The 13,280-nt window shown below is 32.1% G+C and carries 12 protein-coding genes; 11 read left to right on the plus strand and 1 reads right to left on the minus strand.

The genetic code is table 11. The annotated features are described in order from the left end of the window. The 7 genes from E5167_RS11455 to E5167_RS11485 all read left to right on the plus strand — a co-directional run bounded on the left by E5167_RS11455 (window position 1) and on the right by E5167_RS11485 (window position 5,961). The gene (locus E5167_RS11455) at window positions 1–951 is read left to right on the plus strand and encodes a D-2-hydroxyacid dehydrogenase (protein WP_136844208.1); all 951 of its coding nucleotides are present in this window, start codon (window positions 1–3) and stop codon (window positions 949–951) included. A gap of 194 nt (window positions 952–1,145) precedes the next feature. Continuing rightward, the gene (locus tag E5167_RS11460; RefSeq protein WP_136844210.1) at window positions 1,146–1,787 is read left to right on the plus strand and encodes a DUF937 domain-containing protein; all 642 of its coding nucleotides are present in this window, start codon (window positions 1,146–1,148) and stop codon (window positions 1,785–1,787) included. 98 nt (window positions 1,788–1,885) lie between these two features. After that, complete coding sequence (locus E5167_RS11465) at window positions 1,886–2,314, plus strand: DUF6146 family protein (RefSeq protein ID WP_136844212.1); 429 nt, start codon at window positions 1,886–1,888, stop codon at window positions 2,312–2,314. 36 nt (window positions 2,315–2,350) lie between these two features. Beyond that, entirely contained in the window at window positions 2,351–2,857 is a 507-nt protein-coding gene (locus E5167_RS11470) for a DUF6787 family protein (protein ID WP_136844214.1), read from the plus strand. Beyond that, window positions 2,857–3,186, plus strand: a complete 330-nt coding sequence (locus tag E5167_RS11475; protein WP_136844217.1) for a hypothetical protein — start codon at window positions 2,857–2,859, stop codon at window positions 3,184–3,186. Before E5167_RS11470 ends, E5167_RS11475 begins: the two co-directional genes overlap by 1 nt. A 47-nt stretch (window positions 3,187–3,233) precedes the next feature. Beyond that, window positions 3,234–5,465, plus strand: a complete 2,232-nt coding sequence (locus E5167_RS11480; protein ID WP_136844219.1) for a TonB-dependent receptor — start codon at window positions 3,234–3,236, stop codon at window positions 5,463–5,465. Window positions 5,466–5,550: 85 nt separating this feature from the next. Further along, window positions 5,551–5,961, plus strand: a complete 411-nt coding sequence (locus E5167_RS11485) for a hypothetical protein (protein WP_136844221.1) — start codon at window positions 5,551–5,553, stop codon at window positions 5,959–5,961. 17 nt (window positions 5,962–5,978) lie between these two features. Here the strand turns inward: E5167_RS11485 and E5167_RS11490 are convergent, their stop codons facing one another. Further along, a complete protein-coding gene (locus E5167_RS11490) occupies window positions 5,979–6,248 on the minus strand; it encodes a hypothetical protein (RefSeq protein ID WP_136844223.1) in 270 nt (89 codons plus the stop codon). Window positions 6,249–6,506: 258 nt separating this feature from the next. Here E5167_RS11490 and E5167_RS11495 point away from each other — a divergent pair, with 258 nt between their 5' ends. The 4 genes from E5167_RS11495 to E5167_RS11510 all read left to right on the plus strand — a co-directional run bounded on the left by E5167_RS11495 (window position 6,507) and on the right by E5167_RS11510 (window position 13,201). Beyond that, entirely contained in the window at window positions 6,507–8,981 is a 2,475-nt protein-coding gene (locus tag E5167_RS11495; protein ID WP_136844225.1) for a DUF5916 domain-containing protein, read from the plus strand. A 173-nt stretch (window positions 8,982–9,154) separates the two neighbouring features. After that, on the plus strand, window positions 9,155–11,701 hold the full coding sequence (locus E5167_RS11500; protein ID WP_136844227.1) for a DUF5916 domain-containing protein: 2,547 nt from the start codon (window positions 9,155–9,157) through the stop codon (window positions 11,699–11,701). A gap of 64 nt (window positions 11,702–11,765) precedes the next feature. Continuing rightward, on the plus strand, window positions 11,766–12,428 hold the full coding sequence (locus E5167_RS11505) for an ABC transporter ATP-binding protein (RefSeq protein WP_136844229.1): 663 nt from the start codon (window positions 11,766–11,768) through the stop codon (window positions 12,426–12,428). Between the two features lie 8 nt (window positions 12,429–12,436). After that, a complete protein-coding gene (locus E5167_RS11510; RefSeq protein ID WP_136844232.1) occupies window positions 12,437–13,201 on the plus strand; it encodes a TIGR02757 family protein in 765 nt (254 codons plus the stop codon). Window positions 13,202–13,280 lie beyond the last annotated feature (79 nt).

Genomic DNA, 13,280 nt, shown 5'->3' on the forward strand with positions numbered 1-13,280 from the left:
ATGAAAGTTTTAGCAAACGATGGAATTTCACAAAGTGGAATCAATGCCCTAGAAAAGGCAGGCTTTAAAGTAAATACCACAACAGTAGCACAAGAGCAATTAATTAACTATATAAACGAACACCAAATAAGTGTGCTACTTGTAAGAAGTGCCACAAAAGTTAGAAAAGACCTTATAGATGCTTGTCCATCATTAAAAATTATTGGTCGTGGCGGTGTTGGCATGGATAATATAGATGTTGAATATGCCAAAGAAAAAGGCTTAAAAGTAATTAACACCCCTGCAGCGTCGTCGCACTCAGTTGCCGAATTAGTTTTTGCGCATCTTTATGGTTTAGCACGTTATTTACACAATGCTAATAGAGATATGCCTCTTGAAGGAGATTCTAAATTTAAAGATCTAAAAAAAGCCTATGCAAAAGGCACAGAACTTAAAGGGAAAACTATTGGTATTCTTGGTTTTGGAAGAATTGGTCAAGCTACAGCCAAAGTCGCTATTGGCTCAGGAATGAATATCATTGCTTACGATCCATTTATTGAAGAAGTAAACTTAGAACTCAGCTTTTTTGATGGTCAAAAATTAAACTTTAACATAAAAACCATAAGTAAAGAAAGCGTTTTAAAGCAATCAGATTTTATCACACTTCACGTTCCAGCTCAAAAAGATTATGTTATTGGAACTAGTGAATTTGAGCTAATGAAGGATGGTGTTATCATTGTAAATGCTGCACGTGGAGGTGTTATAGACGAAGTAGCTTTAATAAACTCTATTGAAAATGGAAAAGTAGCTCGAGCCGCATTAGATGTGTTTGAAAAAGAACCACAACCAGAAGTGCAACTACTAATGAATCCTGCTCTATCGTTAACACCACACACAGGAGCAGCTACAAATGAAGCTCAAGATAGAATTGGAACAGAATTAGCAACACAAATAATTAGCATTCTAAAATAGAAGTTACATTAACAAATGTCTTATTTAAACCCTTAACCCAATAAACGTTGAGGGTTTATTTTTAATGTGACTTTTTAACATTAAAGCGTCTAACAAATAGATGTTTTAACTTTTTTTGTACATTGAACATCAGTATTATAAACAAAAAAGCCAATTTCAAGCATTGGTTATAACTTAAATAACAATATTACAACATGGCAGGAATTTTAGACTTATTAAACAGTGATTTAGGTAAAACTATTGTTAGCGGAGTATCTAATCAAACAGGGCAAGAACAAAACAAAACAAATAATGTGCTAACTATGGCATTGCCAGTACTAATGCAAGCCATGAAACGAAATGCAGCAACACCTCAAGGTGCTCAAGGACTAATGGGAGCGTTAGAAAGCAAACATGATGGAAGTATCTTAGATAATCTTGGAGACTTATTTGGAGGAGGTGTATCTAATAATGTGATGGATGATGGCGAAAAAATACTAGAACACGTTTTAGGAAGTAAGCAACGAAATGTTGAAAATGCTCTAAGCCAAAAATCAGGAATGGATGCTGGGTCAGTAGCTCAAATTTTAAAAGTAGCTGCTCCAATACTAATGGGAGTTTTAGGAAAACAAAAAAGAGAACAGCAAGTGCAAAGTCCAAACGATTTAGGAGGCTTATTAGGTGGTTTGCTAAAAGGAAACTCGCCACAAACAGAACAAAGTTTTTTAGAATCAATGCTTGATGCCGATGGAGATGGTAGTGTTATTGACGATGTTGCAGGCATGGTTTTAGGAGGAAATAAGAAAAAAGGAGGCCTTGGAGGTTTACTCGGAGGACTTTTTGGTAAAAAACAGTAATTTACTTAGCTATAATATTAAAAACTAGACAAATTAGTCTAGTTTTTTTGTTAAAACACTTAATGTTACCAAACGATTTTTGTAACTTTAAAAGAAAAATGAAAAATGCAATTTTAATCCTCTTAATTTGTTTTGGAGCTGTTAGTTGCAATTCAACTAAAAAGGTTAGCAACAGTAGCGAACCTAAAACAACAGAACAAGACACCGTAAGAATAGCTAACGATGAGTTAGAGTACGAAATTATTATTATAGACCCAGGTTATAGCAGCTGGTTGATAGGTAGAGCAAGACCAAAAGGATATTACTCACAACAGTTTTTAGAAACAAGAAATCGAGTGCTAGTTACTGAATGGAATAATAGAGTCTTACAGCCACAAAGATATAATCCAAATTTATATGAAATGCGTATAGATTATGATCCAAATATCGATTATGGTTACGAAGTAAACTATAAACTCTACAACTACTTTATTTATTTTCAACTAACATATAAACAACAATTATCGAGTTTTATTCCTAGAATATAATTGAACACTATATATTTGCGGCACATTTAAGGTGTCATGGAAAATTTAAAAAAACGCTGGGAAATTCAACACAATTGGCAATTATTATTCCCTATACTTGGTGTCGTTTTACTTGCCTATAGTGCGTATAAACTATCTGGAATTTTTTTTGATAGACATTTCACGAACAATATCCCTTATCTAATAGGCTTATCTGTTATTTTTTACTTTATACTTTTAAAGTTTTTCTTGTTCTGTTTTAAAAAGCTAGAAAATAAATGGATTGTTGCCTATAAATGGGAAATGATTCGCATTTTTATTGTGTTTGCAATAACAGGAACATCCTCAGTTTTTATTGGCAAACCAATAATTAAAATCTTAGGAATTACTAAAGAAAACTTAAATATTTTTGTTTATTGGTTTCTTTACATTATTATTGGGCTAATTTTTTATCAAATTCTTTTGATTACAATTGGTTGGTTGTTTGGACAATTTCAGTTTTTCTGGGAATTTGAAAAAAAAATGTTAAAACGTTTCGGACTTAAACGATTTTTTAAAGACTAATGAATAAGTATAAAGACAGTACTATTTTTAAGAGCATAATTATCACCTTGGTGATTGCGCTTATAGTGCCTTCTTTTGTAAAACTAGCGCATGCTCTAGAAAATCACAAGCATAATACTTGTGTTAAAACTCAAAAAACGCACTTTCATGAGTTTAACTTAGATTGTGAATTCTACAAGTTTAAAACAAATCCGCAAATAGCTATTTCTTTTGATTTTACAGAAGATTTAGAAACAGAGACTTTAATCTCACCTATTTTATCGCAATATCAGTTTATTAGCGATTATCAAAAATTATCATTTAGTTTACGAGGTCCGCCAGTTATTTAGTGTATTATCCAGTATTTAAAGAAAATCACTAAACAAAAATCTCAAAAATGAAATTAAACTTTTTTTGGCTACTATGCATTGTAGCCTATTTACCTATACAATCGCAAAACACAGTAAAAGGTACCATTACTGATATAGACACACATGAAGTACTAGCTTTTGCAAATATTTATTTTCCTAGCCTAGAAAAAGGTGGTATTACTAATGAAAATGGTGAGTTTACCATTTACGATTTACCAAACGGAAAACTAAAAATCATTGTATCTATAATTGGTTATGAAACCTACGATGGCGTTATAGAATTACCATCTAATGAATATATAAAAATTGCATTGTTTCCATCAGCTATCGAAATGGAAGAAATTGTTCTGTCAACACCTTTTCATAAATTACAGAGAGACAATGTAATGAAAGTTGAACAGAAAAAAATATCCGATTTAAAATCTAATGGAGCTGTAACACTCTCAGATGGTATAAACAACATTTCTGGCGTTGAAACCGTTTCAACAGGTATAGGAATTGGAAAACCAGTAATTAGAGGACTAAGCAGCAATCGAGTATTAGTTTATGCACAAGGCGTACGATTAGAAAACCAACAATTTGGAGATGAACACGGCTTAGGTTTAAATGATGCTGGAGTTGAAAGTATTGAAGTTATTAAAGGGCCTGCTTCTCTACTCTATGGAAGCGATGCACTTGGAGGCGTATTGTATATAAACCCTGAAAGATTTGCTAATGAAAACACCAGAAGCGGTGATATTAACTTTAATTATTTTTCAAATACTCAAGGTTACAATACTAATGCAGGTTATAAAACGTCAACCGATAATTTTAAGTTTATTTTTAGAGGAAGTATTACCGAACATGCGGATTATAAAACAAAGGATTACCGTGTGACTAACTCACGATTTAAAGAGCAAGATTTTAAATCGGCTTTAGGTTATCAAGCCTCTAACTTCTCTACTGAGTTTAGATACAACCTAAACACCTCTCAATTAGGAATTCCAGAAGAAATTGGCGTACAAAACACGAGTACCAACCCATTACTACCAAATCAAAACATTCAAAATCATATTTTTAGCTCAAAATCAAAATTGTTTTTAGAAAACTCAAGCTTTGAACTCAATCTAGGCTATGTTTATAATAACAGAAAAGAATTTGAAGAGCATCACCACCACGAAGATGAGGAAGAACATGAAGAAGGAGAAGAAGGACATGAGGAAGACGAAGTTTTAGAAGCTGCGCTTCATATGAAGTTAAAAACTTTTAACTACGACCTTAAATATTCCCTTCCAGAATTAGGTAGATTTGAAACTATTATTGGCTTACAAGGCATGTCGCAAACCAATACAAACTATGGTGAGGAGCAATTAATTCCAAACGCTACAACCAACGATATAGGCCTGTTAGCTACATCCCACATTCATTTTGAGGAAATGGACTTACAAATTGGAGCGCGCTTTGATAACAGAAAAATTAATGTAGAAAATAGTTTTAATAAAGACTTTAGTAGCTTTAATGGAGCTTTTGGTATTAAAAAAGATTTTAGCGATAGCTTTACAACCAGAGTAAATTTGGCCTCAGGGTTTAGAGCGCCTAATTTAGCTGAGTTAACATCGGATGGCAGTCATGAAGGAACAAATCGCTACGAAGTTGGTAACAGCAATTTAGATAACGAGCAAAACTTTCAATTAGATGTAGCTGTTGAATATAACTCACAACACATAGAGTTATTTGTAAATGGATTTTACAATAAAGTAAATAACTATATTTTCTTATCACCAGATGGCACTTTTATTGCTGATGACCCTGTTTATTTATATTTACAAAATGACGCAAAATTGTATGGTGGCGAAATAGGCTTACATTTTCATCCGCATCCTCTGGATAAATTGCATATTGAAAACACGTTTGAAACTGTAACTGGTAAACTTCAAGATGGTAGCTATTTACCCCTTATTCCTGCAAATAAAATCACCAACACTATTCGCATGGAATTTGAAAAAAATTGGGTTAAAAAAGGCTATACTTTTGTAAAGCTTCTCACCTATTTAAAACAAGATAATATTAGTGATTTTGAAACCGCTACACCAAGTTATTACTTGCTTAATGCTGGAATTGGAGGTGAATTAAAAGTATTTAATAACACTTTACAAGTAAGTATTTCTGGCAATAATTTAACTAACAGAACCTATACAAACCACTTATCTCGTTTAAAACCTGATGGGATTTATAATATGGGACGTAACCTAAGTTTTGCGTTAAGCTATTTACTGTAAAAATTTAAAGAGATAACTAGATTGCTATCTAGTTATCTCTTTAATAATAATAAGTATATTGGTGTTCAATAAACATAAAAATGTAATGAAAAAACTAATATTACTTTTACTTATTATACCCTTAACATCTTTTAATTATAACCAAGCCACTGATTTTGTTGGAAGATGGACTGGAGAAGACAAAAATGAAATTGGATTTATTACTTTTGACAAAGAAGGTTATGCCTCGTTTGAATTTGAAGGTAAGATATTTGGAGGCAAAGAGTTTGTTATAAATGGTGAAAAGGGCAAAATGGTTTATGTAATAAATAAAAAAGTAACACCCATTCAAGTAGATTTTGTAGTAAAAAAACTAGAAACTGGAGAAGAAAGAAAAATACTTTGTATAGCAAAATTTGAAGATGAAAATAATATGCAATTCGCAATGACGTTTGACTCTGTTTGTCCAACAGAATTTAATAGTGAAAATTCTATTACTTTAAAACGTGTAGAATAAATTAAAATAATTGGTTTTTATTTTACTTCAATAATCTTCTCTTCAGTTTTAAAAACATAACTATACAACCACATTAAGGTAAATGTTGGTATAACATCTAAAAAAGGCATAGCTTCTTCTACAAACACAATAGCAGCGGCAATTTTACCCGTTTTTCCTTTGTATAATTTTGTCATTAAATATCCTGCTAATGGTGCCCAAACAATATCAAATAGTGGAAACACAAATGACACATATCCTAAGGCGTCACACACCAAACCAATAGCTAGTTTTTTGTATTTATTCATGATAATTAATATTTACTAAAAGTATAACAAGAAACATACCACGATTATTATGTCAGGTTTTGCACCAATAGCATAGTTTATTTCCAGATATTTTCATTCTTTATTTAAAAGCGTTCAACAATTAACACTTTATTAATCTTTTTAACGTTTGCTTATGAAAATGTAATAGCATCTAAAATTAATTTTGGCCAAAATGTAACATCCAAGATTTTTTTTAGTCTTTGTAAAGTACATTCATCTAATCTAATCAATCAAAAAATGAAAAAAGCACTTTCTGTGTTGATTGCTATTTTATGCATATCAACTACAACCATCTTTTCACAAGAAAAAAAATTCGTAAACCTTAAAAGAGCCAAAGTTGCACCTAAAATTGATGGTATTTTAAATGATCCTGCTTGGGCAGAAGCCGAAGAAGCCAAAAACTTCATACAATTTAGACCAGACATGGGAGTTGAAGAAGAAGCTCACGAAAAAACAATTGTTAAGGTAACTTATGATGATAATGCTGTGTATTTCGCAGCGTTTATGCAAGATGATCCTTCAAAAATCATGAAACAGTTTACGACTAGAGATAATTTTGGGCAAGCCGATTTCTTTTTAATATCCATAAACCCAAATAACGATGGTCAAAACGACACAGAGTTTTTAGTTTTTAGCTCTGGAACACAAGGAGATGCAGTAGTAACATCAAACGGAAATGAAGATTGGGGTTGGAATGCTGTTTGGGATAGTGCTGTTAAAATTGTTGACAATGGCTGGATTGCCGAAATTAGAATTCCGTATTCTGCACTTAGGTTTTCAAATAACAATATTCAAACTTGGGGAGTTAATTACCACAGGCGTTATATGAGAGATAACAGACAATATACCTGGAACCCTATAGACTTGTCATCAGGAAAAAAAATTGGGCTAATGCATGGTGAATTAAGAGGAATTGAGAATATTAATCCTCCAACAAGGTTAAGTTTTTACCCTTTTGCATCAGGTATTACAAGAAGTTATGATGGTAACAATGATAGCGATTTTAAATTTGGAATGGATTTAAAATATGGTATTACAGAAAACTTTACACTTGATGCTACCTTAGTACCCGATTTCAGTCAGGCTGGATTTGATAACGTACAACTAAACCTAGGCCCTTTTGAGCAACAATTTTCTGAGCAAAGACAATTTTTTACAGAAGGAGTCGATTTGTTTAGCAAAGGAGATTTGTTTTATTCTAGACGTATTGGAGGAAGCCCAAGCTCTTATCCAGAACTCAACGAAAACGAATCTGTTACTAATTACCAAAATAATGTAAAAGTTTTAAATGCTATGAAATTATCTGGGCGAACAAAAAATGGCTTAGGAGTCGCTTTTTTAAATGCCATTACTAAAAAAACCAAAGTCTTCATTAAAAATAGTGATACACAAAATATTAGAACAGAAACTGTAGAACCATTAGCCAATTATAATATCCTTGTTATAGACAAGCAATTTAATGGTAATTCATCTGTGAGTGTAGTAAATACCAATGTAATGCGTAATGGTGGTTTTAGAGATGCTAATGTGACTGCTGGTTTGTTTGATATAAACAATAAAAAAAATACTTACAACTATGCAGGTGCTTTTAAAGTTAGTAATGTAAACTACAAAGGAGAAGACAAAACAACAACTGGAATAAGTGGTAATCTAGGTCTCAACAAAATTAGTGGTAATTATAGGTTTGGAATCGACTATACATTTGTTGATGAAAAATTTGATATTAACGATATAGGGATTCTACGAAGAAATAATAATACTAACCTTGGTGCTTACGCATCTTATCAAACATTTAAACCCACAAAGGCACTTAATAACTATAGAATTGACATGTGGTTTAATTATAATCGTCTGTTCAAGCCAAGCACATATACTAGTAAAGATATAGGCATTAACTTTAATGCACAAACAAAAAAATTATTCGATTTTGGAGGAAACATTAATTGGGAAATAGGTAAACAATACGATTACTGGGAACCTAGAACCGAAGGACGTTATTTTACTTTTAGTAATGGTCTAAATGTTAATGCTTGGATTGGAACTAATAGAGCTAAAAAATTCTCGTTCATGACACGCCAAGGTTTTGCAACCCTCTTCGATAAAGATCGTGATGTGTTTGTGCATTTTTGGGCTGTAGATCCTACATTTAGATTAACAGATAAATTTACTTTAAGCTATTCTTATCAGTATAACAGAGGTAATGGTGGACGTGGTTATGTAACAACAGCAGATAATGATGATATTATTTTTGGAGAACGTTTACAAAAAACTATTATTAACAGTATTTCGGGAACCTATAATTTCAATTCATTTCATGGGCTATCATTAACGTTTAGAAACTATTGGTCAACTGTTGATTACGATTATGCTTTATATACTCTAGAAAATGACGGTAGCACCATAAACACAACTGGTTATAATTTAGACAATATTGGTACATTTTTATCTGATGATCCAGATTTTAACCCAAATGTTAATTTCAACACTTGGAATTTAGACTTTAGCTACTCATGGCAGTTCGCCCCAGGAAGTCTTCTAACAGCTTTGTATAGAAATTCCTTATTTAATCGTAATACCATGTCAAGTGATAACTTTTTCGATAGCTTAGACACGCTTTTCGATCAACCTATTGAGCATATTTTCTCATTACGAATGGTATATTATATTGATTATAACAACATTAAAGGCTTATTTAAAAATAAAAACAGCTAGAAAAAGAAAATTAATTATTAAAAAAAAAGCTCGCTATTTTAAAATAGTGAGCTTTTTTTTTAACATTTAGTTAGCATAAAACTAACAATACTAAATGTAGTTTTGAAAAAATTTATACCTATTATAGTTTTAATACTGCAAAAGGGCTAAACCAAACTAATCATCACATACTAATGAAAAGAGTTTTCTTCTTTTTATCCATATTTTGTTGGGTAACATTTTCTTATTCACAACAGAAAAAAATATTAAACATTACCAAAACATCCAAAGCTCCAAAAATCGATGGTATATTAGACGATTCTGCTTGGAAAAATATTGAGATTGCTACAGATTTTGTTCAATACGATCCAGAAATGGGAGTTAAAGCTGAAGACAACAAAAAAACTGAAGTAAGGATAACCTACAACGATCAAGCTATATATATAGCCGCATATTTGCATGACAATCCTCAAGATATTTTTAAAGTATTTTCTCCAAGAGACGATTTTGGTCAAGCCGATTATTTTGGCGTTACATTTAATCCAAATAATGACGCACAAAACAGCATAAAATTCTTTGTTATGAGCTCTGGAACTCAAGCTGATATTGTTGGTGGTTCTAGTGGACGAAGAGGTGGTGGTCCTGGACCAAGGGGGGACAGAGGTTGGAATGCTGTATGGGATAGTGCCGTAAAACATGTTGACGATGGTTGGATTGTAGAAATGAAAATTCCTTACGCAGCACTTCGCTTTTCTAACCAAGAAGATCCTGTATGGGGAATTCAGTTTTTTAGAAAGTATCGAAAAGATGGTCTCGACTACAGTTGGAGCCCAATAGACCGAACCGTTGGGGAGCAAGGTATTTATGATGGGGAATTAAGAGGTTTAAAAAACATATCTCCTCCTACACGGTTAAGTTTTTACCCTTTTGCATCATACACAGCAATTAACCAAAGTGGTGAAACTGTTAGTAATACAGGTTTTGGAATGGATGTTAAGTATGGAATTACCGAAAGTTTTACACTAGATGTGACTTTAATTCCAGATTTTAGTCAAGCAGCCTTTGATAAAGTAGAATTAAATTTAGGCCCTTTTGAACAACGTTTTGATGAACAACGACAGTTTTTTAAAGAAGGAGTAAACTTGTTTAGTAAAGGCGACTTGTTTTATTCAAGACGCATAGGTAATGCTCCTGTAGGACGTTATGATATTTATGACGATTTAGTCGATGAAATAGACGAAGTTGAAGAAGTTGTTGACAACCCAAATAGTGTAAAAATGCTAAATGCCATTAAGGTGTCTGGACGAAATAAAAATGGTTTGGGTATTGGTATCTTTAACGCTATTACTGAAAAAACAAATGCCACAATTAAGAACACAAAATACGAGCTAGACATCAATGATGAAAAAATTGACTCAACAATAACTTATCGAGAGCAAACAACTGAGCCCTTTACAAATTACAACATTATTGTTTTAGACCAAAGGTTTAATCAAAACTCATCAGTAAGCTTTGTAAACACCAATGTTACTAGAGCTGGAGATTTTAGGGATGCCAATTCGTCGGCTTTGCTTTTAAGCTTAACAGACAAAACTAATACCTATAGGGTAAGCGGTCAAGGTAAAATGAGCATGATTAATATGGATGGAGGTAATTCTACTGGATTTGATGCAGGTTTTGAAATTGGAAAAGTAAGTGGTACTTACCAATACGGACTTGAAGGTAGTTTTAGAGATGATAAATATGATGTAAACGATTTTGGCTTTGGAGCTAGAAACAACTTTAAAAATTTACAAGGTAAGTTTAGCTATCAAATTTTTGAACCGTTTGGAATATTTAACAGTCTAAATGTTAGAACAGAAACCCAATTTAATTGGAGACACAGTAACAATGATTTTACTGGAAATAGAACAAGTATCAATGTAAACACTAGAACCAAAAACTTAATGTGGATGGGCGGAAACATTACCATGTTATTTGGTGAGCAACGTGACTATTTTGAGCCAAGAGATCAAGAAAACGATCGGTTCTTCTCATTTAGTAACTGGATTCAAGGAAGAACATATTTATTTACCAATAGCAATAAAGCACTTTCTACTAGTGCTAATTTTAATTATGGTAGATTATTTCAAAAAGATATAGACAGTGATATATCTGAATATGGTTTTAGACTTGGACCTGAATTCCGTTTTAGTGATAAGTTAACTATAAAATACCAAATAAATTATCAAAGAAAAATTAATGATAGAGGCTATGTAGATAATATTAATGATGGCGAAATAATATTTGGGCAAAGAGATGTAAAAACGGTTGAAAACACCATCACTGGAACACTTAATTTTAATTCCTTAAATTCTCTTGCGCTTTCATTTAGAAACTACTGGTCAACAGCCACATATAACGAAAATCTTTACACATTATTAGAAGATGGTTCACTTACAACCAGTACAGGTCATACAATGACAAATTTAGATCTAGATCCAAACAGAAATTTTAACATCTGGAATTTAGATCTTAGTTACGAATGGCAGTTTGCACCAGGAAGCCAGCTAGTTGCTTTATATAGAAATCAACTATTTAACTCTACCAATGCATCTCGTGATTCTTTTTGTGATAGCTTAAAAGACTTATTCGATCAAGATATTCAACATACTTTTTCAATAAAAATGGTCTATTTCCTTGATTATAATACAATTAAAGGAGTCCTTAACAAGAAAGATGCAACAGCTGCTATTCCATAAAATAATCTTTAAAATTTTATACTAGTAACTATGTATTCTGTATTTTTACTTTAGAATAAATTATATGATTAAGGTAAAAAACATTCATAAATACTACGATAACCTTCATGTTTTAAAAGGTGTAAATTTAACTATTAATCAGGGTGAAATAGTATCAATTGTTGGTGCCTCTGGAGCAGGAAAAACCACATTATTACAAATATTAGGCACATTAGATAGTGCTTCAAAAACAGAAACTCACGAATTAATTATTGACGATATACCAATAACAAACCTTAAAGAAAAAGAGTTAGCCAAGTTTAGAAATGAACATTTAGGTTTTATTTTTCAATTTCACCAGTTATTACCTGAGTTCACAGCTTTAGAAAACGTATGTATTCCTGCATTTATTAAAGGTACACCAAAAAGTCAAGCTGAAAAAAGAGCAAAAGAATTATTAGATTTTCTTGGCTTATCACATAGAACGAACCACAAACCAAGTGAATTATCAGGTGGCGAACAACAACGTGTTGCAGTAGCAAGAGCATTAATAAACAATCCAAAAATTATTTTTGCCGACGAACCTTCAGGAAATCTAGATAGCGAATCAGCCGAAACGCTTCACAATTTATTCTTTAAACTTCGTGATGAATTTGGACAAACCTTTGTTATTGTTACACACAATCAAGACCTAGCAAATATGGCTGACAGAAAGCTGGTTATGGTAGATGGTAAAATTATTGATTAGTAACTCATTTGAAAACTTCAGAACTAAAAGATTTTCTTGACTCCAAAGTAGAGCTGTACAATAATCCAAAGTTTATTGAGAGTGACCCTATACAAATACCTCATCAATTCAATAAAAAAGAAGATATTGAAATTGCAGGGTTTTTAACAGCAACTATTGCTTGGGGAAATAGAAAAAGCATTATTAATAATGCAAAAAAAATGATGCAATTACTAGATAATGCGCCACATGACTTTGTAATGCATTATCAAGATAACGATTTAAAAACTCTAGAATCTTTTGTCCATCGCACTTTTAATGGCAATGACTTCATCCAGTTTATTAAAAGCTTACAATACATCTACAACACTTATGGTGGCTTAGAAGCTGTGTTTTCAAAACATGCTCAACAAGGTTCTTTACAAAACTCTATACATCATTTTAAACAATCCTTTTTTGAAATCGAGCATTTACAAAGAACCCAAAAGCATGTTAGCGATCCGTTAAAAAACTCAGCAGCAAAACGTATTAATATGTTTTTACGTTGGATGGTAAGGCAAGATAACGTAGGTGTAGATTTTGGAATTTGGAGCAGCCTCTCTCCTAGCCAACTGTCATGTCCTTTAGATGTACACTCTGGCAATGTAGCCAGAAAATTAGGGCTTCTTAATAGAAAACAGAATGATGCTAAAGCTTTAAACGAATTAGATAATTCTCTAAGAAAACTAGACCCTAATGATCCTGTAAAATATGACTTTGCACTATTTGGTTTAGGTGTTTTTGAAGGGTTTTAATAGTTAATAACAATTCATAATTATTTTATGCAATTTCTAGCAAAATAGTACTTTAGTAGTATTCAAAGTAAACCAACTA

The sequence above is a fragment of the Pontimicrobium aquaticum genome (genome assembly GCF_005047595.1).
Lineage (GTDB): Bacteria > Bacteroidota > Bacteroidia > Flavobacteriales > Flavobacteriaceae > Pontimicrobium > Pontimicrobium aquaticum.

What these genes read in the sequence shown, in the direction of transcription:
- E5167_RS11475 (WP_136844217.1), top strand. Translation starts at nt 2,857, where the DNA reads ATGAATAAGTATAAAGACAGTACTATTTTTAAGAGCATAATTATCACC.
- E5167_RS11470 (WP_136844214.1), top strand. Translation starts at nt 2,351, where the DNA reads ATGGAAAATTTAAAAAAACGCTGGGAAATTCAACACAATTGGCAATTA.
- E5167_RS11505 (WP_136844229.1), top strand. Translation starts at nt 11,766, where the DNA reads ATGATTAAGGTAAAAAACATTCATAAATACTACGATAACCTTCATGTT.
- E5167_RS11500 (WP_136844227.1), top strand. Translation starts at nt 9,155, where the DNA reads ATGAAAAGAGTTTTCTTCTTTTTATCCATATTTTGTTGGGTAACATTT.
- E5167_RS11455 (WP_136844208.1), top strand. Translation starts at nt 1, where the DNA reads ATGAAAGTTTTAGCAAACGATGGAATTTCACAAAGTGGAATCAATGCC.
- E5167_RS11480 (WP_136844219.1), top strand. Translation starts at nt 3,234, where the DNA reads ATGAAATTAAACTTTTTTTGGCTACTATGCATTGTAGCCTATTTACCT.
- E5167_RS11495 (WP_136844225.1), top strand. Translation starts at nt 6,507, where the DNA reads ATGAAAAAAGCACTTTCTGTGTTGATTGCTATTTTATGCATATCAACT.
- E5167_RS11465 (WP_136844212.1), top strand. Translation starts at nt 1,886, where the DNA reads ATGAAAAATGCAATTTTAATCCTCTTAATTTGTTTTGGAGCTGTTAGT.
- E5167_RS11460 (WP_136844210.1), top strand. Translation starts at nt 1,146, where the DNA reads ATGGCAGGAATTTTAGACTTATTAAACAGTGATTTAGGTAAAACTATT.
- E5167_RS11485 (WP_136844221.1), top strand. Translation starts at nt 5,551, where the DNA reads ATGAAAAAACTAATATTACTTTTACTTATTATACCCTTAACATCTTTT.
- E5167_RS11490 (WP_136844223.1), bottom strand. Translation starts at nt 6,248, where the DNA reads ATGAATAAATACAAAAAACTAGCTATTGGTTTGGTGTGTGACGCCTTA.